The organism is Halalkalibacter flavus (assembly GCF_036663575.1).
In the GTDB taxonomy this organism is placed as follows: Bacteria; Bacillota; Bacilli; order Bacillales; family Bacillaceae_D; genus Halalkalibacter; species Halalkalibacter flavus.
The window spans coordinates 60,868-80,927 of record NZ_JAWRVK010000005.1 but is presented as its reverse complement, the minus strand read 5'-3'; the positions used below and the strand labels follow the sequence as shown (position 1 = coordinate 80,927).

Genomic DNA, 20,060 nt, shown 5'->3' with positions numbered 1-20,060 from the left:
CCGTATATTATTGCTCATTGCTAAATTTCTTTTTTGTGATCCAATGATTTGTAATACTAAGCGTGAAAATAGTTAGAAGGATTGATGCTAATCCACTGAAGATGACACCTTTATTTATTGATCCAATAATTAATACTTCCATCGCATAATGACTCATACTGGCAGGATTAATAGAATCAATAATAGGACTAAGCCCCACTATCATTCTACAAAAAATTAAAAATACAATTGAGATTAAAGCAATAATTCCCTGACCATTGAAAATCGTGCTGATCATTGTCGTAAATCCTACAATGAACAACACCCAAACTAAATAAAAGATTAACGCAGTGAGCAGATCCGCAAGTGGAATACTTGTAAATAAAAATTGAACATAAAAGTATGAAGCAACATAACCTATTGCGACGCTCAAGGCAATAAATAGATAGTTAGAAACCAATTTACCACCTATATAGGATCCAACCTTAACAGGTCTTGTTAGAATAAAAGCCAACATTCCATTTGATTTATCAGACTGAACAATCCCCATCAATGAAACAATGATAATAATCAAACCTAGTTGATCAAATTGGGAGGCCAATGTCGTTGCTAATACTTCTCCACCACTTTGAGCGGCCATGCTTGGATCAATGATAATCCCTTCACTACCACCAAGTGCCTCTAATATTGAAGGTAAATGATAACTAATAATTGGTTGAGTCATTCCTAAAAATAGAAACACGAGAGGTAGCCAAATAATTTTATATTCTCGAACCATTTGAACAAATTCTTTTTTTAGCATTACTGTGAAGTTATTCATTTCGCCACCACCAATTTTAAGAAGATCTCTTCAAGAGTATCGTTATCTATTTCAAACTTTGCTATATCGACATTATGACTAAGAGCACTGCTTAACAACATATTTTTGTTCAGTTGTATATTTTCCACCTCGACTTTTACTTTATTTCCAATGACTTCAACGTCTTTAACATACTCTTCTTTCTCAATGACCTGAATCCATTGCAGGTTTTTTGTTGCCATCTCAATATTCAACTTATTTTGACTGTTTTTGTTTAATAGCTCAGTCAATGTCGTATCTTCAATTTTTTTACCATTTTTTATTATGACAAATCGTTCACAAATCTCTTCTGCATCCCCTAAAATATGAGTGGAAAGTAAGATGGTGGTTTCCTTTTTGATTTCTTCGATGATATTAAGTACTTCCCTCCGGCCAACTGGGTCTAAAGCTGAAACTGGTTCATCCATGACAATAAGCGCTGGCTTATGCAGCAATGCCTGAGCAATTCCTAGTCTCTGCTTCATCCCACCTGAAAAAGTTCCAACCTTTGAGTTCTCTTCACCACTTAACCCTACTTTGTTCAATATTTTCGGTATCGCTTCTGTTAATTCTTCTTTTTTAATTCCTGATAACTGTCCCATAAAAGACAAGGTTTCTTTTGCTGTCATCCATGAGTAGAAATTTGGATATTGAGGTAGATAGCCGACTTCTCTTTTCATTAGTGAAATTTTCTTACCATCAAGAAGAACTTCCCCCTCAGTTGGGTCAAGTATATCTGAAATCACTTTAATTAGTGTCGATTTACCAGCTCCATTAGGTCCTATTAACCCAACACATTCTCCTGATTGAAGCTCCATTGAAAACTGATTAACCGCTGTTTTTTCTTTAAATGTCTTTGTGACATTTCTGATTTCAAGTCTCATCTGTCACTTTCCTTTCTGCCGATGACTAAATATAATATTGGCCCGAGGATATTTACAAAAAGTATAATTAAGGTCCATAGTAATACGTTATTCCTTCTCGTACGATTCCTGTACAAATCAATTAATGCGATCAGTACTAAGATCAATCCAATAACAAGGACAGGTAAAATAAATGGTAGAAAAGACATGATATCTATATTCTTCAACGTGTCTATTCCATAATGTAATTTCATCGCTCTCACTCCTCTAATAAATCATTATCATTATTGATAATGATAACATAATATTTGGAAATTCGCACCTGTTTTATTAAAAATATTGTTTTAATTATTATTGTTATTTATAATGATAATATTATCATTATAAATAACAATAATAGAAACACTTGATAAAAACGCATAGAAACAAAAAAAAAAAACGGAGTGTTAGGAGAATATTATGATTAACAAAGCTGAGATTTTGATGCACCCAGTACGAATAAAAATTTCCCAAGCTTTAATGAGGAACAGAGACAATGGACTAACCCCACTCGAAATGCTGAAAATTATTGAGGATGTTCCCCAAGCTACACTCTATAGACATATTCAAGTGTTGGTAGATTATGGCGTTATCCGTGTACTCAAAGAGAAAAAAGTTAGATCCGTCTCTGAAAAGTATTATGTTCTTAATGAAGAAGAAGCTAGACTTAGTGGGGATGAATGGAAAAAATCTCCAAAAGAAAAGAAACTAAATTATTTTTCCTATTATCAGTTATCACTAATGAATCAATACCAGAACTACCTTACAAAATTAGAAGAAAGGGAACATGCAGAGGACGGTTCCACCTTCTCACTTTTAGAACTAAAGCTCGATGATCAAACGTTTCGCACCTTTCAAAATGAATTAAATGAGCTGATGATCAAGTATTATAAGGCAACGAAACAAAGCAAACTGAAAGACGCTCCTATTCAAACGATTGGGGTTACTATTATCCCCGAATCTTAAATACAGGTCTCTTCATACGTTCCTTTCTAAAGTGATCATTCTGTAGGATCTGGAATAGGAAAAAGGGTGTCACGATTGGCACCCTTTCGTTTTACATGTTAGAAAAGGAGGGTTTCCATATTCAGGATGTAGGAATTCGCCTTCTCCCCTTCCTTCCTTTACATACTAATTCTCTCTTCATTCCAAACATAGTTAAACCTTGCCACCTTATCACCAACCTCCTAATAAAAAACACAACCTGTAAGAACAAGTTGTGTTAGTCTAACCGTATATTTATTCATCTTAAGAATTTTTTGGCACATATAATTTAAGGACTTTTTTGTTTATTAAGGATTTTTTTGTCGTTAGACATTACTTAACGTGGTATATAACGTAATGGGTCAACCGCATTTGACTTCGCACCATTCCAACCGCCTTCATGTACTTCAAAGTGAAGGTGTGGTCCAAATGATTGTCCAGTGTTCCCCATTAGACCTAAACGTTGTCCTTTTGATACACGCTGTCCGTCTGATACTTCACGGTTTTCTAAATGAGCATATAACGTTGTTACAAGCTGTCCATTCACTTGGTGAGCAATGACAACGGTATTTCCATAACTAGATGAATAGTAAGAGCGTACCACCGTCCCATCTTGTACAGCTACAACTGGTACGTCACCTGTACGACCGTTTTTACCAATATCAATTCCGTAGTGCATACGTCCACCAAATGTCGCACGTGGGCCATATGTTGACGTAATCGTTCCTGTAGCCGGACGCATGAAACCAGAATTCGTTACAGGTGGTGCACTATGAACTTGTGAAGAACCACTAGATGAACTTCTACTTGAAGATCCTCCGCTTGAAGATCCTCCACTAGAGGAACTTCCGCTTGAACTAGAACCGCTTCTAGAAGCTTGTGCTTGTGCTTGTGCTTGTGCTTGTGCTTGTGCCTCTGCCTCTGCTTGCTTACGTCTTTCCTCAGCTGCTTCAAACTCAGCTAACTCTTGCTTAAGTGCTTGTTCTTGCGCACGAAGAATTCCAGCCTCATCTTCTAATGCGCCAAGGTCTGCGTGAAGCTCGCCTTCAGTTTGCTCAAGCTGTTTCATGACTCTGTCTTTTTGTTGGCGCTGTGCTTCTAATTCCGCCATTAACGTTTCTAGCTGTTCTAAATGACCTTCTAATTTTTCAAGTTCAATCTCAACTTGTTCTTTTGCTTCCTCTAATGCATAATGGTCAGCAATATGCGCATCAAGAATATTACGGTCTTGCTGTGCAATAACAGTTAATGCACTGACACGGTCTAAGAAATCACTGAAGCTTTGTGCACCAAGAATGACTTCTATGTAATTAATTTGTCCGCCTGATTGATACATCGAACGCGCACGCTCTTTTAACAATTCATCACGTTCAGCGATCCGCTCTTCTAAAATAGCAATTTCCTCTTGTAATTCTTCGATTGTCTCACGTACTTCCTCAATTTCAGCACGTTTCTCGCGTACTTTCTGATTCGTTTCAGCTACTTCGTGATCAATCTTTTCAATTTCATCTGTTAGCTCTTTCATTTCCAATGCAAGTTTATCTAATTCCGCCTGTGTCTTTTGAGCCTGATCACGATTTTCTGCTTGTTCTTGTTCAACATCAGAAATTTTGTTGCGTAGTTCTGAGTTTGCTGACGCTGTTTCATTAAATGGTCCCCATCCAAAAGAACCAACAGTTAATAGAACAGCAACAGCTATAAGTCCTACTTTCCTTTTCATCCAGTCGCTCCCCCTTAATTATCTACAATCATGAAACGGTCTGAAAGCCAGTGAGACTATTGCCTCACTGGTCACCGTTTTATTTACACTTTTAAAAACTTACGAACGGACATCATGCTTCCCCATACGCCGATAAAGACACCAATCACTACTAACAAGCCTGCAATTTGCCACACATATGGAAATGGAGGTACGAGTGAGAAGAAGAGAATTTCAATTCTTGCTCCGTAATTCGTTACTAAATACGAGTAGCCGAATACGGTAATTAAGATTGGAATAAGTGATCCGAGCACCCCTAGAAGCATTCCTTCGACAAAAAATGGCCAGCGGATGAACCCATTTGTTGCTCCTACGAGTTTCATAATTTGAATCTCTCGTTTTCTCGCTACAATTGTTAGTTTAATAGTATTGGCGATCAAAAACATGGCCGTAAACATCATACCGATGACGAGAATGAGTCCAACCATTCTCACAAAATCCGTTACAGCGAATAAACGTTCAATAAAATCTTTACCATAATTAACACGCTCAACATGTGCAAGCGGTTCAATTGTGTTCGCAACCTGCTCGGTTAACTGTGGGTTAATCGCGCGCACAACAAATGCGTCATTAAGTGGATTTTCTTCACGTATCGATTCAAACACTTCTCCACTTTCGTCTAAACTATCGATTAACTGATTTAATCCTTCTTCCTTACCAACAAACGTAATGCTCTCTATATTTGGCAACTGCTCCATTTCCTCAAGCAGTTCTTGCTGCTGTTCTTCTGACGCCGTTAATTCAACGTACACTTTAATCTCAACATCATCTTCAATCGTTGAAGCCACATTGTTGACGTTCATAATTAACAAAAGAAAGACTCCGACAACTAGCAGCATTACTGCCACTGCACTAATCGAAGCAAATGTCATCCAGCCATTACGACCTAAATTTTTTGTCCCTTCGCGAACATGCCGTCCAAGGGTTCTAAGCTTCATAACCGTAGCTCCCCCTCGCTTCATCTCGGACAACTCGTCCACTTTCAATAGCAATCACTCGTTTTTTAATTGAGTTAACAATGTCTTTGTTATGTGTTGCCATGATTACAGTTGTTCCTCGATGATTAATGTCATCTAAGATGTCCATAATTTCCCAAGCTGTATCCGGGTCTAAGTTCCCGGTCGGCTCATCAGCAATTAGCACTTCAGGACTATTCACAACCGCTCTTGCAATCGCAACGCGCTGTTGCTCTCCCCCTGAAAGTTCATTCGGCAATGATCTTGCCTTGGTTTTTAAATTTACAATATCCAATACATCCATCACTTTTCGTTTAATGACGTTTGGATTTTCTTCTATTACTTCAAGTGCAAAAGCCACATTTTCAAAGACTGTGAGAGTCGGAAGCAATTTAAAATCTTGGAACACAACCCCCATCTTTCGTCTCATTTTCGGAATGGCTCTTTCCTTTAATTTTGCTAAATTTGTTTTATCTATAAAAATGTCACCTTTTGTCGGTTTTTCTTCGCGGTACATTAACTTAATAAATGTCGATTTCCCCGCTCCACTAGGCCCAACAATGTAAACAAATTCACCTTTGTCAATGCGTATTGAAATCCCATTAATGGCCTTAACATTATTGGGATAGGCCTTCCAAACATCCTTCATTTCTATCACTAATTAATCACACCCCTGCGTTTTTTCATTTTGCTAACACCAAGACACAGGATACTAGCTTGTCCGACAAACCCGTCTGTTGAAATTCCAAAAAAATTCTCGTCATTTGTCGTATTCTACATCATTATAACACCTAAAAAATAAAAAGGCTTGGTCTTTTATGTTACAATTTCATTTCACTTTGCGTAAAATTGTTGTATTTCCACTAAAAAAGCCCATTCTCCTAGGAGAATGGGCTTTTTTTTCTTACTGTGCAGAAATCCATTGCGCTAAATTCTCTGCTTCTTCAGCGGGAATATTAATAGCTGGCATCGTGTTTTGACCATTGATAATAACATCATAAATGTGCTCCGGATCGTGCTCTTCTCCAGCTAATCTCGGACCACCGCCACCTTCAAGGTTTCCGCCATGACAAGCAAGGCAGTTTGCTTCATACGAAGCACGTGCCGCTGTAGCATCATAATCACCAGCCGCTTCATCAGCAGCCTCTTCTGCTACTGGATCTTCAGCTGGAGCTTCTTCTGCAGGAGCTGCTTCGTCTCCTCCACCACAGGCAGAAAGAGCAACAACAACACCTAATGCTAGCAATAGCTTTTTCATAAAAAGTACCTCCTTTCACTATGTAGCTTTCTGGAGTTTCCTCCAATGGAATTATATACCTAGTTTAACCGCTAGGCTCGTTTAAAGCCTTCCCCAAGAACCTCCGTTGCATTCGTCACAATGACAAATGCTTTAGGATCAACGGTTTTCACAACTTGTTTCAATTTTGTGACCTCGGTTTGATTCACAACACACATTAACACATCGCGCTCTTCATCGGTATATCCACCGTAGCCACTTAATTTCGTTACACCACGATCAACATCTCTTAAGAGACTTTGCCGAACTTCTTCTTGGTGATTTGAAATAATGAGCGCAACCTTGGCATAGCCGACTCCGACCTGAACCATATCCACTGTTTTTCCAGTTACATATAAACTAATTAGTGCATATAAAGCTAATTCAATTCCGAATGTAAAAGCAGAGGTAATCACAATTAAACCATCAATAATAAAAACAGCTGCCCCTAATGTTAAACCAGTATATTTTTGAATAATTTGAGCAGCAAGGTCCGTTCCACCTGTACTTGCTCTCGCTCGGAATACAAGACCAATCCCGATTCCTACACCAATTCCTCCAAATAACGCGCCTAGCAACGCATCTTCAAAACCAACCGACCAATCTCTCGTCAAGTAAACGACAAACGGCAAAAACAGGGTACCAACTAAAGTTTTGATCCCGTATTTAAGCCCGCCAAGAAGCAGTATTCCTAAAATAAATAAGGGGATGTTCAAAGCCCACTGCGTAAAGGCTGGTTCAATCCCAATCATATGAGCGACAATCGTACTGATCCCGCTCACTCCACCTGACGCTATTTTATTTGGAAGCAAAAAGAGGTTAAACGCAATCGCCACAATCGCAGCACCGACAAGGATATATGTATAATCGGTTACTAATTGCACAGTTGTACTCGGCGGCTTCTGCCCTCTTTTCGGTCGCATCATCATACATGTTCACTCCTTCATTTCTTAGAATAACCAAATAATCCTTGCGTAGTATAGCACCAGGTGCCAAATATGTAAACGAGACTCCGCTAATGCTGTAGTGAAGTAAAGCGGGGTCTGACCCCAATACTCCCCAATACTCCACAAAAAACCGAGCGCAAAATCCTTCTCGATTTTGCGCTCGGTTTAGTTCTTTATTATTCAGCTAAGCTTGTCATCGAAATAGCTATTATTTCCCTAAAGACTGACGCAAGTACGCGTCAATAAACCCGTCTAAATCTCCATCCATAACGGCATTCGTGTTGCCGATCTCATGTCCTGTGCGATGGTCTTTGACCATGCTGTATGGATGGAATACATATGAGCGGATTTGGCTTCCCCAGCCAATTTCCTTTTGCTCACCGCGAATTTCCGCAAGCTCCGCCTGCTGCTCTTCAATTTTCAATTGATAGAGTTTCGCGTTCATCATTTTCATTGCACGCTCACGGTTTTTAATTTGGGACCGCTCGGTTTGGCACGTAACGACCGTGTTCGTCGGCAAGTGGGTAATACGAACAGCGGAGTCTGTCGTATTAATGTGCTGACCACCCGCTCCACTCGCACGGTACGTATCGATTTTTAAATCCTCTGGAGAGATATCAATCTCAACATTGTCATCTAACTCAGGCATAATCTCACAAGAAACGAAAGATGTATGGCGTCGACCTGATGAATCGAAAGGAGAAATCCGCACTAAACGGTGAACGCCTTTTTCTGCTTTCAAATAGCCATATGCATTATGACCTTTAATAAGAAGTGTCACACTTTTAACACCAGCTTCATCTCCAGGCAAGTAATCCAGCGTCTCAACTTTGAAATCCTTCCGCTCTGCCCAGCGCGTATACATCCGCAATAGCATCGAAGCCCAGTCCTGTGACTCGGTTCCACCGGCTCCTGGATGAAGCTCTAAGATCGCATTGTTCTTATCATATGGCTCACTTAATAATAGCTGAAGCTCAAAGTCGTTCATTGCTTGAGACAATGACTTCACACCATCTTCTAGTTCTTTTTGCAGATCTTCATCTGGCTCTTCTTTCACTAAATCATACGAAACTTCTAAGTCCTCAAATTGGCCATTCAACTCTAGAAACGTGTTTACTTGCTCTTTTAATGCATTCGCTTCATTAATGACAACTTGCGCTGCATCTTGGTCGTTCCAGAAATCTGGATCGGTCATTTTTTCTTCTAGTTCAGCGATACGCTCTTGCTTTTCATCGAGGTCAAAGAGACCCCCTAAATTCAGTTAATCGTTTGGCCACCTGGGCTAGCTCTTGCTTCACTTCTACTAATTCCATATGCTCTTCACCTCATAGCGAAGTGCAAAGTCTTAAGACTCTGCACCTACGCTTCCTTCTTTTTTATCTGCCGCAGCAGGCTTTGTATTTTTTCCCGCTTCCACACGTACAAGGGTCATTCCGACCAACCGTTACGCCTTTGCGGATTGGTTTTTTCTTCTTTGGTTCTTCTTTGTCGCTTTGTTGCATCGCTTTGCCTTGAGCGACTTCTTCACGCTGCAAGTTTTGCTGAACTTGCGCTTTCATGATGTACATTGCCACTTCTTCTTCAATCGAATCAACCATTGCCTCGAACATTTCGAAGCCTTCAAAACGGTACTCACGAAGTGGATCATTTTGACCGTACGCACGTAAATGAATCCCTTGGCGAAGCTGATCCATTTGATCGATATGGTTCATCCACTTACGGTCAACCGTACGCAGCATAATAACCTTCTCGAACTCACGCATATGCTCTGGCGTGAACTGCTCTTCTTTCTCATTGTAGTTGGCCGTTACTTTTTCAACGATCAACTCGATCATTTCTTCAGGCTCTTTTCCTTTTAACTCTTTCTCCGTTAAATCATCTTCATGTAAAAGGTTTGCCTTCATATAATTGACGATCGCAGAAAGATCCCAGTCCTCATGAACTTCACTCTCAGGAGTGTGCAGTTTCACCGTACGCTCGATCACAGACTTGATCATTTTTTCAACGATTTCACGAAGGTTCTCTGATTCAAGTACTTCCATACGTTGCTTATAAATGATCTCACGTTGCTCACGCATGACGTCATCATATTGAAGAATTTGCTTACGAGCATCAAAGTTGTTGCCTTCCACTCGCTTCTGAGCCGTCTCTACCGCACGAGAAACGAGCTTACTCTCGATTGGTTGATCCTCTTCCATGCCAAGACGTTCCATCATGTTTCTCATGTTATCGGAACCAAAGCGGCGCATTAATTCATCTTCCATCGACAAGTAGAACTGAGTTGAACCTGGGTCCCCTTGACGACCAGAACGACCACGAAGCTGGTTATCAATCCGGCGAGATTCATGACGCTCTGTACCAAGGACATGTAAGCCGCCAAGTTCAAGGACACCTGGTCCTAGCTTAATGTCCGTACCACGACCGGCCATATTCGTTGCAATCGTAACCGCACCCTGATGCCCTGCATTCTCAATGATTTCCGCCTCTTTTTCATGGTTTTTCGCATTCAACACATGATGAGGAACTTTGCGCTTTGTTAACATTTTTGAAACAAGCTCTGATGTTTCAACACTTACCGTACCAACAAGAACAGGCTGTCCCTTTTTGTACAGTTCTTCAATTTCATTGACAACTGCACGGAATTTGGCTTCCATCGTTTTAAAAATTAAGTCAGGTTTATCATCTCGCGCAATCGGTTTATTCGTTGGAATGACCATGACGTCCATACCATAAATGTTACGGAACTCTTCCTCTTCCGTTTTCGCTGTACCTGTCATCCCAGCTAACTTTTGATACTTCCGGAAATAGTTCTGGAATGTAATCGAAGCAAGAGTCATGCTTTCTTTTTGAATCTGCATACCTTCCTTCGCTTCAATGGCTTGATGCAAGCCATCACTATAACGACGACCCTTCATTAAGCGACCAGTAAATTGGTCAACGATCACCACTTCGCCGTCCTCAACGACATAGTCTGTATCACGATGCATCACAACATGTGCTTTTAATGACTGATTCAAGTGGTGGTTTAATTGAACATGCTTAGAATCGTACAAGTTGTCGATGCCAAACGCACGCTCTGCTTTGTTCACACCATCTTCTGTCAGCTGCACATTTTTTGTTTTTTCATCGAATGTATAATCCTCTTCCTTTTTCAGAATGCGGATAAATGAGTTAGCTTGTTGATAAAGCTGAGTGGAACGCTCAACAGAACCAGAAATAATTAATGGCGTACGCGCTTCATCGACTAAAATAGAATCGACCTCATCGACGAGGGCAAAGTTAAGAGGACGCTGTACCATTTGCTCTTTATATAACACCATGTTGTCACGTAAGTAATCAAACCCTAGTTCATTGTTTGTGCTGTATGTGACGTCAGCTAAGTACGCTTCACGCTTTTCATCCTTTGAAAGATCGTTCGCATTAAGTCCAACGGTTAGTCCAAGAAACTCAAACAATTCTCCCATGATTTCGCAGTCACGACGAGCAAGGTATTCATTGACCGTAACGACATGAACGCCTTTTTCCGTTAATGCGTTAAGGTAAACCGCAATCGTCCCGACAAGCGTTTTTCCTTCCCCTGTTTTCATTTCTGCAATGTTTCCTTGGTGAAGTGCGATCGCACCAAGTAGTTGAACAGGATATGGAGTCATCTTTAAGACACGCGTTGACGCTTCACGAACAACCGCAAATGCCTCAACTAAAAGATCATCAAGCGTTTCCCCTTTTTGATAACGTTCTTTAAATTCACTAGTTTTATTACGAAGTCCATCATCAGATAGCTTCTTCATATCTGATGCTAACGCTTCAATTTGGTCAACGAGCTTCTCATTTTTTTTCAATTGTCGTTGACTCGGGTCACCGATCACTTTCTTCAATAAACCTAACATCAAATTCGCCCTCTCTTTTTTCAGCTCGTCCAATCTAAATACGAGCATGACGCATTTTCACTAAGTTTAATTTTAGCAGGTAAAACATGGTCTTACAAGGGACACCCTTACGACATGGTTTCGAAAAGAATGTAGAAAAAGTTCATTTTTTGAAAAGTCATAAGTCGCTCTCTCCGCACTTGCCGCATACAGTACTCATGAGGAGGGATTTTATGCGAATTTTAAACTGGGGAGTAGACTCCGCTGCTGCCGTAACTGAAGACTTATATCAATGTGTTATAGATAATTTCGGCCGACCTGACTTCTGGGGTCGTTACTTATCAACGATTCCTGCCGTCAGTGAAGGACTAACTCCCGAAGAATATAGATTCATTCAAAATCAAGGAATGAAGCTTATGCCTATTTATAATAATTTCCGCGAAGCAGTCGGAGCTCGTGCTGGGTCCGTCGCTGCAAGAAACTCAATATTTAAAGCACGACAACTAGGCATCCCAGAAGGTACATTTATCTTCGCCAATATCGAGCGTTTTTTTGATGTCGATGCTGATTGGATTATTGCTTGGGTTGAAGCCTTTTACAGAAGTCCTTATCGTCCAGGTATTTATGCGGATCCGGATGAAGGTCCATTTAACGAAGCGTATTGCCAAGCAACAGCGATGAGTAATCTTGTTCGCGAGCAAGCGGTTATTTGGAGTGCGGAACCGGAGCCTGGGACGACAACAAAACGAAATGCCCCGCGCCAATTTACACCAAGCAGACCTGACTGCGAAGCAAACGTGTGGGCGTGGCAATATGGCCGCGACGCAGATGAATGCCCAATTGATACCGTCTTAATGGAAAATCGCCTATATCGGGAGCTAGCCTAAAAGAAGAAAAAGCCGCGCATGCGGTCTTTTCTTTGCTGCAATGGGCAGAGTCATCGCCTTGTTTAAGCCCTTTGCTGATGGTCTTCTCAAATGGGGAGTGATATTTGGAGCCATTGCTTTTCTTTCGATAAACATGCAAGCTTCTTCGAAAAAGCCAACACGTGTTAATACTTTTTCTCTATGAAAAAAGGGAGCACAGCCACGCTGCACTCCCCATTATTTATTCGATTTACGCTTCTGGCTCAATCAGACCGTATTTGCCATCTCGACGCTTGTAAACAACATTCGTTGAGCCGTTCACAGCATCTGAAAAGACAAAGAAGTTATGGCCAAGCATGTCCATTTGTAAAATTGCTTCTTCAGCGTCCATAGGCTTTAAGTTAAAACGCTTCTTACGGACAACTTCTAGCTCATCCGTAACTGGAGCCTCTTGTTCAAGTGGTTCTAAATCATTTTTAAACATATATTTCAAGCTTCCCTCTTGGCGAAACTTGCGATTTACTTTTGTTTTATGTTTACGAATTTGACGCTCTAATTTCTCTACAATACCATCTATAGCTGCATACATGTCCGTATGGACTTCTTCTCCCCTAAGTAAGAGCTGCGGCATTGGAATCGTGACCTCAATGATATGCTGATTGTTCAATACCTGCATACGAACATTGACATCTGCTATGGGAGTAGTATCAAAATAACGCTCCAGTTTATTGACCTTCTTTTGTACATAGTCACGTAAAGCGGGCGTTACTTCCAGGTTTTCACCACGGATATTATAGTTCATAAAATAACTCCTCCTTTTCTATGTACTTATTTCTATTTACCCCATTGAAAGTCCTGCTTAAACACAAAAAAAATAAAATTTGTGTCGCTTTTGTTACAATGGTGTCGGTTGTATTTTATGAGGAATTCCTTTGTTTCAGTACTGTTTTGCCCCTTTTTAATTTCCAAATTTATGGAGATGACTTTACTTGTTGCTTACTTTTTTTAAAATGAACATTCAGACAGGTCTTAATCGTGCGAGCAAGGGCAATGACAACACTATCACTAGCTTAGAACATTGGCAGGTCTTTCTCGCAGCTTCTATTAATAAAAGTGAAAAGCTACATTTCTCCATTAGCAGTGCATACATGAGGCGGTTCAGCTAACGATAAAACTAACCTCTCCCATTAATATTGCAAACATGGGGCGGTAGCTTCTCTCGCCGTGCGCCTTTTGAGAAGTGCTCTCAAAAAGCTTAAAACATAACGGCGGTTCCGCTACCTGTTTAATGGAGATAAAGTAAAGCCAACCCTCCCCCATTAATCGTGCGAACACGTGGCGGTGGCTCCTCTTGCCGTGCGCCTTTTAAGAAGATCGCTTAAAAGGCTTAAAACATAACGGCGGTTCCGCTACCTGTTTAATGGAGATAAAGTAAAGCCAACCCTCTCCCATTAATCGTGCGAACACGTGGCGGTGGCTCCTCTCGCCGTGCGCCTTTTAAGAAGATCGCTTAAAAGGCTTAAAACATAACGGCGGTTCCGCTCACCGCTTAGTGTTATAAGAAAAAGGTAAAACCGACCTTTTTCTTATAACACTAAAAAGCCTATCCCAGAAAAACTGAGATAGGCGTATGGTTTTAGCTATGATTCATTTCCTACCCAGGAATGTGAATTAAAGCTTAACTACGTTCGCAGCTTGTGGACCACGAGCACCTTCAACGATTTCAAATTCTACGTCTTGACCTTCGTCTAAAGACTTGAATCCTTCAGAGTTGATAGCTGAGAAATGTACGAATACATCGTCCCCATCTTCGCGCTCAATAAATCCAAAACCTTTTTCTGCGTTAAACCATTTTACTTTACCTTGCATGCTTTCACATTCCCTTCGTAACTAAAATACTGTGGTGATTTTTTCCACATGTTAAATATAACAGCGCTCTCACGCCTTTGTCAAACGCTTGAAACGTCTGACAACTCGGCAAAAGTCAACATGTAGAGGTTACTTTTGTCGAAAAATGTAATCGCTTACCTACATTTACCTTTCCCTAACAAATTTGCCCACAAATGTTTTTAGAAATAAACTGAATGATACAATTCAGATTTATTTCTGTTACTATGTATGATTTCCTAACGGTTTTATTGTATACATACTTTTTTCACAGTAAAATAAAAACATATTCAAACAAATACTTACAAAGTACTACATATTTTCCAAAAACATTAGATAATCCTTCCTGCTAAATCGCGGCCACTAGACCTGCAGATTCTTCTAGCACGTGCCCATTTTAGCTTATGATGTACACTGACTCAAGTATGAGGAAGTGTACATTTTTTATTTCTGCCTTTTGTCTCTATAATTCAGAAAAAATGTTTGTTAAAATAAAGTGTTCTATCATTTTGGGAGGGAGGAACTAAATGGCATATAAATGGTTCCTACTAGTAAGTGCATTTGTTTTTCTTGCGGCTTGCAGCAAAACGAACCCTGTCATTCAAGCAGAGCCAACGCAAGAAGACAAGGAAGAAGCAAGAGAAAGTGAAACTGAAGACACCCTAACAGTCGAAGAAATCTTATTGAAGTCACTTGGCGAACTGCAACATGTAGAGAGTTTCTCATCAACAAAAGAATTAACACAAGATATCTCATTGCCAAATGAAGAGCCCTTTTCCACGACATCTAGTTTATACACAGAAGTGATCCAAGCCCCGTTATCAATGTATAGAAAGAGAGTGTCCGAAGTACCTATTATGGGCGACTTCATTACAGATATTTATGTAGTGGAGGACGGCATATATTTTAGAGACGGTTTAGAAGATACTTGGTTCACATACCCAGAAGATGTAACGTATGAAATTATCGCAATTGAAGAAGAACAGGTAAACCCACAAGAACAACACTTAGAGATGTTAGCTAAGTACACAGAACAGCTTACCTATGAAGAAAATGAATCACATTTCATTCTAACATTTGAGGCAAACCCTGATGTCCTAACGGCTTTTGCTCTAGAATTAAATCACCTAATGTTGGATGAGCTAGCTGCAGAACTAGAAGAATTCATGACGATGGCCGACATTAACAAATTAGAGTATCAGTTGTTGATTGAGAAGGAGACATTTCTACAAACAGAGTGGACCATGTCGCTCGTGCTAGACTTGTCTTTGGACGAAGATTCCATTAAAAGAGAAATCAGTGTAACCGAAACACTCGATCACTTTAATGAAATTACAGAGATTGTTGTTCCACAAGAAGCGTTGGAAGATGCCGAAGAGTTCAACCTATACTTGTCAGAATTTGAAGACGTACATAACTTTGACATGAATGATTTCAAGCATGTCGAAGAGCCCATTGGCTTTTAAAACACAGGGTGGTACCTACATGGTATCACTCTTTTTTTACAGTTAACAAGAACATACATTCCCGTTATATACCTACCTCCTTACTATGTAAAGAGCAAATAGTAAAAAACGACTCAAAAATTGAGCCGCTCCCCTTCTCATCCATGATAACTCTCAAACCTCTTAAACATAAACACCGCAAGTAAAAAGAATAGAATCGAGAATCCAACCGTACTCCCCACAACAATCCAAACCGAGCGAACCCATTCCCCTTCTAATAAGAGAATTGATGCCTGACCCCGGATATTCCCCGGACTCCATTCCATATACTTTGGAAACAGCGTCGTTAAAAGACTAAACACCCCTAAAGAAAGAACACTAACTCCTGCTATTCCCCCGTTATTTTTTTCCCTGCTAAAATGGTAACAGCCACAATAAATACAACCCAAAGGCTATAAACGACCAAACTACTTAGCATGAGCGTCCATCTCCTTAATTTCTCCAAACGAAGCGAATAAACGATCACCTAGTTCATCTAACTGCTTCCAATCCTGCTGCAATTTGCGGATTTGCTCCTGATCCTCGCTTCATCATCCCACTCCTTTCGTATTTGTTTAATCCCATTGTGAACCCGCGATTTCACCGTACCCTCGCGAATGCCAATCATCTTTCCAATCTCGCCATACGTAAACCCATAATAATGATGCAGAAGAATCGGCACCCTCATATCCGCATCAAGCTGATTAAAGTCAGCAAACACATCGCTCCATTACATCCCCTTCGTATCCGCCTGCCAAGAAAGCTGCCGTGATAACGTCTGCCTCACTTGGTCGAGCCACTTTCGCTCACGCTTCTTCTTCCGGAGAGAATCCATGTACAACCTCGACGCAATCGAAATCATCCACGTCGAAAACTTCGCCTCCCCCTGGTACGAGGAAAGACAAGTGTAGCACTTAATCATCGTCTCCTGTGCCAGATCACTGCTCACTTCCTCATCAAGCGTCAATTTAAAAAGATATTTATATAAGAAAGAATAATAACGTTGAAAGAGATGGGCGAACGCATCATCATCGCCATCCAGCGCTTTTTCAATTAAACGAACGTCCTCCTCATGTTCCATAAAAGACCCCTTTCTGCATATTCAGTTATATGACGATTGGCAGTCGTGAATCGTTCATTTGTTATTTTATTTTATCTCAGTTGTTAAGTGGTAGTCATAAAGAGCTTGAGAATGTATGAAAAAGCCAGCTCTCCTTATGAGCTGACTTTATCCATTTGATCATCTTTAGTTATCGAGCTTCGTTGCTATCTTTTCTACAACTTCCTTTGAAAGTCCAGTCATACGAATGACAAACTGTATGTCCATCCCTTCCTTAAGCAGCGTTGAAGCCACTTCCTCTTCCTTCTTTCTTTCCTTCCAATTCCCTTCTTCTAAAGCATCATCTCGAATAGACTCAATATCCCTTAATGCTTTCTCACGAGCTTCGTACTGCATTCAAATTTCTGGGTCCATGCTTGCAAGCCTTAATTTTTCCACACTTAGCTCCAACATCGGATCTTGTTTCGCCATTTCGGCCCACCTCGTATCATCCGTATTTGTTAAAAAGCCTAGCCATTTTGCCATCCGATCATTCGGTACAATCTTTCCATTTTGCTCTAAATTTTTAAACTTTGGCATTTCAAAGAAGTGCAATCTTAATAAATCATTTGGATACGGTTCTAGTGTGCCATCTTCTTTAAGTTCAAAACTTCTTCGGTAATCGGCAGATTGAAAATAATTAAAATCGATGAGGTTAATTGCGACTACTAACGAGATCAAGAGTTTCATTTTTCTATTTCTAGATTTTTTCTAATAAGCTTGTAGAATTTTGTAATAATCAGTTGAATTATCATATTTTTCATTATATGATAATAAGGCAAAAGATCTACATATATAATTGAAAAAGGCAAACTACTCGAAAGTGTAGGACGCAAAGCCTAGGGACTAAGGTATATCCATACTATGTTCGCCTGGTTACCAAAGTGATAGTGTTCGAACTATGTTTATTTGGCTATTCCTCTTTAGGAGTAGCCATTTTTTGTACGCACTATTTTTACAGAATGAACCACTCTATTAATACAAGGAGGATTAAACATGATTTCTACAACAGATATGACATATCAGACAAACATTAATTTATTGCAAGGAATCATCACCTCTATAAAAAATGTCGTCCCTCTCCATCTGACAAACTCCTCTCCACAAATAACTGAACAATCAATCTTTCTAGATTATGGTGTTTCCATTAAAATTACGGGTGATATTAAAGGGAAGTTAGTAATGACTGGAGATATTTCAGTCTTCTCAGCAATTGGTCAATCCATGTCCGGGATGTCACTCGAGGGTGAGATGCTAGATTCGTTCATTGGTGAACTAGGAAATATGGTAGCTGGTAGTTTTTCGACAATCATTGTTGAGTATGGTATGCCTACGAATATTACCACTCCTTTTGTAATAAAAGAAAGCACGGTACTAACCGAGTTTGACAAAGGAATGCAAGTCCCTGTCTCATTTGGTAACACTGGGGATATGGATATTTACTTATTAATAGATTAATCGCAGATCAACGCTTACTTGGAGGTACCCCATTGAATTAAGAAAAGAAAAAAGGGACAAACGAAAAAAAAAACGAAAAAACGTACTTAGTTCATGAATCTTACCATTAGAACAAACACTAATCTGTTGCTGTTCAGCAAAATGCCCTTGGCACAATAACATGCTTGAATCTATTAAAGAAGCGTCTACGATCGCGGAAAACGCATCATCTTACTCACAAAAATGTCGCTGCTGCTGTAGAAGAGCAAACGGCAACGATGCAAGAGATCTCTGCATCGGCTGAGATGTTATCGAGAATGGCTGAGGAATTGCAGGAGTCCGTTAGAAAGTTTTAACTTATAAGTTAATGAAAGATCCTTTTAATAATTTCACTTTCTAAACCCCTTTCAATACATTGACTGAAACCGTCTGTGCCACCGCACTATTCTCTTCCTGAATCGCCAAATATACTTCTTTGCGATTTATTTCCACATGTCTCGGGGGCATCTTTACCGATCTTTACTTGGTCACCTTCAATGGCAATGATTTTTAGCTCAATATCATCACCAATTTGAATCGCTTCTTTTACCTTTCTAGAGAGAACAAGCATTTACTTTTCCCCCTCGCTGCTACAGGCTCTTTTAAAATAGCATGCGAAGTGAATGAAGAAAGAGTCATTACGTTTGAAAAAGGGATTCCCGCTTTTGAAAGTGAGACTTCTTATGTACTTCTGACCTTGGTATTTCGTTTCTAGTTTCATCGTAGCCTCTCTTATTCCATCTATACTAGTTACTATTAGCTTCATTGTAACATAACACAATTTGTCATTCTTCTTACATGACCAGGGGCCCTCTATGATAAAAAAATCCCCCCTCAAACATTCAAGTGGGGAGCTAACGGTTATTGATTTTTTAATAATGCTATATCACGCTTGTTTGTTTGGGTTTCTTGGAATAGGAGGTTAATGTCAGCAGTCATTTTATAGTAGGAGAGCTCTAGTTTGTCAAAGCGTTCATTCGTTTCTGTTCGGAGTGCTGTGATGTCTTCTGTGTTTTGTGCAGTCATTTTAATCAAAGATTCTAATAGTCGCTCATGTTGGTCGAGGCGAGTCTCTACCCTATCTAATCGTTCTTCGACTCCATCTAATCTCTGTTCTACCCTGTCTAACTTTTCTTCGATCCTACCAAACCTAACATCGATCTGTTCAAACTGCTTGTCCAATTTCTCATTCATTTGTTTTAAAAGGGTTAAGATTTCCTTTTCCATCACACCCACCTCCAAATTATTATTGAGCACTAATCTCTCTATCAGTTTATGTCGAAGACGGGAAATTGTAAAGTCAGTCTTACTTCCTCTCTTATGTTAAGCCATTATTCCCCAATTCCTTTGTCGATTTCCCGGGAAAGGTGTTAGTTATTTCCTTAATAATTAAACAAATCGACAGAACGTTTTTGTTTGAAAGCCATGTGTGTAGTTCGCTTTTTAATTACCTGAACAACAAAAAGCCGCATCCCGACTTCTCTACAACACCATATTCACATTGCCACCAACAACTTGAAAGGAAATTTGATTTTTTTGCTTTACGTACGTTTCTGCTTGCCACTTCACAACCCCATCATGTAATTCTCGAATCGACGCCATTCGATTCTGTTTTCGTCTCATAATTTTCGAAACCGTTTCATAGTTCGTTTCTTGCTCTTTATAACAATGCTGACAAATTAGTCGAAGCGCTTTTACAAAAATCTGCCCACACTTCGGGCAGTTCGCTACATCTTTCATA

The 20,060-nt window shown here is 39.9% G+C and carries 21 protein-coding genes, 2 pseudogenes and 1 riboswitch; of the genes and pseudogenes, 5 read left to right on the top strand and 18 right to left on the bottom strand.

The window, feature by feature from the left end; translation table 11 throughout:
* Window positions 1-7 precede the first annotated feature (7 nt).
* From SAY88_RS05050 to SAY88_RS05040, 3 genes are read right to left on the bottom strand one after another with little or no spacing between them, the layout of a single operon-like run.
* A complete protein-coding gene (locus tag SAY88_RS05050) occupies window positions 8-799 on the bottom strand; it encodes an ABC transporter permease (protein WP_332629880.1) in 792 nt (263 codons plus the stop codon).
* Window positions 796-1,701 (bottom strand): ABC transporter ATP-binding protein, encoded by a 906-nt coding sequence (locus SAY88_RS05045; protein WP_332629878.1) that lies wholly within the window; start codon window positions 1,699-1,701, stop codon window positions 796-798. The genes SAY88_RS05050 and SAY88_RS05045 overlap by 4 nt, the downstream gene beginning before the upstream one ends.
* Window positions 1,698-1,934: a PLD nuclease N-terminal domain-containing protein gene (locus SAY88_RS05040; protein ID WP_332629876.1), complete on the bottom strand. Its 237-nt coding sequence runs from the start codon at window positions 1,932-1,934 to the stop codon at window positions 1,698-1,700. The genes SAY88_RS05045 and SAY88_RS05040 overlap by 4 nt, the downstream gene beginning before the upstream one ends.
* Window positions 1,935-2,139: 205 nt before the next feature.
* Here SAY88_RS05040 and SAY88_RS05035 point away from each other — a divergent pair, with 205 nt between their 5' ends.
* A complete protein-coding gene (locus SAY88_RS05035) occupies window positions 2,140-2,685 on the top strand; it encodes a helix-turn-helix domain-containing protein (RefSeq protein WP_273847157.1) in 546 nt (181 codons plus the stop codon).
* A gap of 355 nt (window positions 2,686-3,040) precedes the next feature.
* Here SAY88_RS05035 and SAY88_RS05030 read toward each other — a convergent pair whose 3' ends face one another.
* The 7 genes from SAY88_RS05030 to secA form a co-directional block, all read right to left on the bottom strand.
* Window positions 3,041-4,423, bottom strand: a complete 1,383-nt coding sequence (locus SAY88_RS05030; RefSeq protein ID WP_332629873.1) for a murein hydrolase activator EnvC family protein — start codon at window positions 4,421-4,423, stop codon at window positions 3,041-3,043.
* An 83-nt stretch (window positions 4,424-4,506) separates the two neighbouring features.
* Window positions 4,507-5,400 carry a permease-like cell division protein FtsX gene (ftsX, locus tag SAY88_RS05025; RefSeq protein ID WP_332629872.1) on the bottom strand — a complete coding sequence of 298 codons (894 nt, stop codon included), beginning with the start codon at window positions 5,398-5,400 and terminating at the stop codon, window positions 4,507-4,509.
* On the bottom strand, window positions 5,390-6,076 hold the full coding sequence (gene ftsE / locus SAY88_RS05020; protein ID WP_332629870.1) for a cell division ATP-binding protein FtsE: 687 nt from the start codon (window positions 6,074-6,076) through the stop codon (window positions 5,390-5,392). Before ftsE ends, ftsX begins: the two co-directional genes overlap by 11 nt.
* A gap of 246 nt (window positions 6,077-6,322) precedes the next feature.
* Entirely contained in the window at window positions 6,323-6,676 is a 354-nt protein-coding gene (locus tag SAY88_RS05015) for a c-type cytochrome (protein ID WP_332629869.1), read from the bottom strand.
* Window positions 6,677-6,747: 71 nt separating this feature from the next.
* Window positions 6,748-7,617 (bottom strand): YitT family protein, encoded by an 870-nt coding sequence (locus tag SAY88_RS05010; RefSeq protein ID WP_332630037.1) that lies wholly within the window; start codon window positions 7,615-7,617, stop codon window positions 6,748-6,750.
* A gap of 232 nt (window positions 7,618-7,849) precedes the next feature.
* Window positions 7,850-8,954 (bottom strand): peptide chain release factor 2 gene (prfB, locus tag SAY88_RS05005; protein WP_332629867.1). Its coding sequence is split into 2 segments (ribosomal slippage): window positions 7,850-8,881 and window positions 8,883-8,954, totalling 1,104 coding nucleotides; the frame shifts between segments, so codons are not numbered across the junction.
* Between the two features lie 63 nt (window positions 8,955-9,017).
* Window positions 9,018-11,528 (bottom strand): preprotein translocase subunit SecA, encoded by a 2,511-nt coding sequence (secA, locus tag SAY88_RS05000; protein ID WP_332629866.1) that lies wholly within the window; start codon window positions 11,526-11,528, stop codon window positions 9,018-9,020.
* Between the two features lie 212 nt (window positions 11,529-11,740).
* Here secA and SAY88_RS04995 point away from each other — a divergent pair, with 212 nt between their 5' ends.
* Complete coding sequence (locus SAY88_RS04995; RefSeq protein WP_332629864.1) at window positions 11,741-12,394, top strand: glycoside hydrolase domain-containing protein; 654 nt, start codon at window positions 11,741-11,743, stop codon at window positions 12,392-12,394.
* A 229-nt stretch (window positions 12,395-12,623) separates the two neighbouring features.
* Here SAY88_RS04995 and hpf read toward each other — a convergent pair whose 3' ends face one another.
* Together hpf and SAY88_RS04985 are read right to left on the bottom strand one after the other, a co-directional pair.
* Complete coding sequence (gene hpf / locus SAY88_RS04990; protein WP_332629863.1) at window positions 12,624-13,175, bottom strand: ribosome hibernation-promoting factor, HPF/YfiA family; 552 nt, start codon at window positions 13,173-13,175, stop codon at window positions 12,624-12,626.
* A gap of 869 nt (window positions 13,176-14,044) precedes the next feature.
* The gene (locus SAY88_RS04985) at window positions 14,045-14,242 is read right to left on the bottom strand and encodes a cold shock domain-containing protein (protein ID WP_012960443.1); all 198 of its coding nucleotides are present in this window, start codon (window positions 14,240-14,242) and stop codon (window positions 14,045-14,047) included.
* A 545-nt stretch (window positions 14,243-14,787) separates the two neighbouring features.
* Between SAY88_RS04985 and SAY88_RS04980 the strand changes: the two genes are divergently transcribed.
* Window positions 14,788-15,726 (top strand): DUF6612 family protein, encoded by a 939-nt coding sequence (locus SAY88_RS04980; RefSeq protein WP_332629853.1) that lies wholly within the window; start codon window positions 14,788-14,790, stop codon window positions 15,724-15,726.
* 514 nt (window positions 15,727-16,240) lie between these two features.
* Here SAY88_RS04980 and sigY read toward each other — a convergent pair.
* The 3 genes and pseudogenes from sigY to SAY88_RS04965 all read right to left on the bottom strand — a co-directional run bounded on the left by sigY (window position 16,241) and on the right by SAY88_RS04965 (window position 17,533).
* Window positions 16,241-16,825 (bottom strand): annotated as a pseudogene (gene sigY / locus SAY88_RS04975) (RNA polymerase sigma factor SigY).
* 165 nt (window positions 16,826-16,990) lie between these two features.
* The gene (locus tag SAY88_RS04970) at window positions 16,991-17,200 is read right to left on the bottom strand and encodes an RpnC/YadD family protein (protein ID WP_332629852.1); all 210 of its coding nucleotides are present in this window, start codon (window positions 17,198-17,200) and stop codon (window positions 16,991-16,993) included.
* Entirely contained in the window at window positions 17,201-17,533 is a 333-nt protein-coding gene (locus SAY88_RS04965; RefSeq protein WP_332629850.1) for a PD-(D/E)XK nuclease family transposase, read from the bottom strand. It abuts the gene before it with no gap.
* A 107-nt stretch (window positions 17,534-17,640) separates the two neighbouring features.
* Window positions 17,641-17,727: riboswitch (cyclic di-GMP riboswitch) on the top strand.
* Window positions 17,728-17,839: 112 nt separating this feature from the next.
* On the opposite strand from SAY88_RS04965, the gene SAY88_RS04960 reads away from it, so the two are divergent.
* Together SAY88_RS04960 and SAY88_RS04955 are read left to right on the top strand one after the other, a co-directional pair.
* A complete protein-coding gene (locus SAY88_RS04960) occupies window positions 17,840-18,301 on the top strand; it encodes a chemotaxis protein CheX (protein ID WP_332629848.1) in 462 nt (153 codons plus the stop codon).
* A 164-nt stretch (window positions 18,302-18,465) separates the two neighbouring features.
* Window positions 18,466-18,636 carry a hypothetical protein gene (locus SAY88_RS04955; protein ID WP_332629846.1) on the top strand — a complete coding sequence of 57 codons (171 nt, stop codon included), beginning with the start codon at window positions 18,466-18,468 and terminating at the stop codon, window positions 18,634-18,636.
* Between the two features lie 40 nt (window positions 18,637-18,676).
* Here the strand turns inward: SAY88_RS04955 and csrA are convergent.
* From csrA to SAY88_RS04940, 3 genes and pseudogenes are all read right to left on the bottom strand, one after another.
* Window positions 18,677-18,890: pseudogene (csrA, locus tag SAY88_RS04950) on the bottom strand (carbon storage regulator CsrA).
* Between the two features lie 290 nt (window positions 18,891-19,180).
* Window positions 19,181-19,546 (bottom strand): hypothetical protein, encoded by a 366-nt coding sequence (locus SAY88_RS04945; protein ID WP_332629844.1) that lies wholly within the window; start codon window positions 19,544-19,546, stop codon window positions 19,181-19,183.
* Between the two features lie 255 nt (window positions 19,547-19,801).
* The gene (locus tag SAY88_RS04940; protein ID WP_332629843.1) at window positions 19,802-20,059 is read right to left on the bottom strand and encodes a hypothetical protein; all 258 of its coding nucleotides are present in this window, start codon (window positions 20,057-20,059) and stop codon (window positions 19,802-19,804) included.
* Window position 20,060: the final 1 nt, after the last annotated feature.

Excerpts from the sequence above, each read along its gene's own strand:
- SAY88_RS05050 (WP_332629880.1), bottom strand. The coding sequence starts at position 799 with ATGAATAACTTCACAGTAATGCTAAAAAAAGAATTTGTTCAAATGGTT.
- SAY88_RS05045 (WP_332629878.1), bottom strand. The coding sequence starts at position 1,701 with ATGAGACTTGAAATCAGAAATGTCACAAAGACATTTAAAGAAAAAACA.
- SAY88_RS05040 (WP_332629876.1), bottom strand. The coding sequence starts at position 1,934 with ATGAAATTACATTATGGAATAGACACGTTGAAGAATATAGATATCATG.
- SAY88_RS05035 (WP_273847157.1), top strand. The coding sequence starts at position 2,140 with ATGATTAACAAAGCTGAGATTTTGATGCACCCAGTACGAATAAAAATT.
- SAY88_RS05030 (WP_332629873.1), bottom strand. The coding sequence starts at position 4,423 with ATGAAAAGGAAAGTAGGACTTATAGCTGTTGCTGTTCTATTAACTGTT.
- ftsX (WP_332629872.1), bottom strand. The coding sequence starts at position 5,400 with ATGAAGCTTAGAACCCTTGGACGGCATGTTCGCGAAGGGACAAAAAAT.
- SAY88_RS05015 (WP_332629869.1), bottom strand. The coding sequence starts at position 6,676 with ATGAAAAAGCTATTGCTAGCATTAGGTGTTGTTGTTGCTCTTTCTGCC.
- SAY88_RS05010 (WP_332630037.1), bottom strand. The coding sequence starts at position 7,617 with ATGCGACCGAAAAGAGGGCAGAAGCCGCCGAGTACAACTGTGCAATTA.
- secA (WP_332629866.1), bottom strand. The coding sequence starts at position 11,528 with ATGTTAGGTTTATTGAAGAAAGTGATCGGTGACCCGAGTCAACGACAA.
- SAY88_RS04995 (WP_332629864.1), top strand. The coding sequence starts at position 11,741 with ATGCGAATTTTAAACTGGGGAGTAGACTCCGCTGCTGCCGTAACTGAA.
- hpf (WP_332629863.1), bottom strand. The coding sequence starts at position 13,175 with ATGAACTATAATATCCGTGGTGAAAACCTGGAAGTAACGCCCGCTTTA.
- SAY88_RS04985 (WP_012960443.1), bottom strand. The coding sequence starts at position 14,242 with ATGCAAGGTAAAGTAAAATGGTTTAACGCAGAAAAAGGTTTTGGATTT.
- SAY88_RS04980 (WP_332629853.1), top strand. The coding sequence starts at position 14,788 with ATGGCATATAAATGGTTCCTACTAGTAAGTGCATTTGTTTTTCTTGCG.
- SAY88_RS04970 (WP_332629852.1), bottom strand. The coding sequence starts at position 17,200 with ATGCAGTACGAAGCTCGTGAGAAAGCATTAAGGGATATTGAGTCTATT.
- SAY88_RS04965 (WP_332629850.1), bottom strand. The coding sequence starts at position 17,533 with ATGAAACTCTTGATCTCGTTAGTAGTCGCAATTAACCTCATCGATTTT.
- SAY88_RS04960 (WP_332629848.1), top strand. The coding sequence starts at position 17,840 with ATGATTTCTACAACAGATATGACATATCAGACAAACATTAATTTATTG.
- SAY88_RS04945 (WP_332629844.1), bottom strand. The coding sequence starts at position 19,546 with ATGGAAAAGGAAATCTTAACCCTTTTAAAACAAATGAATGAGAAATTG.
- SAY88_RS04940 (WP_332629843.1), bottom strand. The coding sequence starts at position 20,059 with ATGAAAGATGTAGCGAACTGCCCGAAGTGTGGGCAGATTTTTGTAAAA.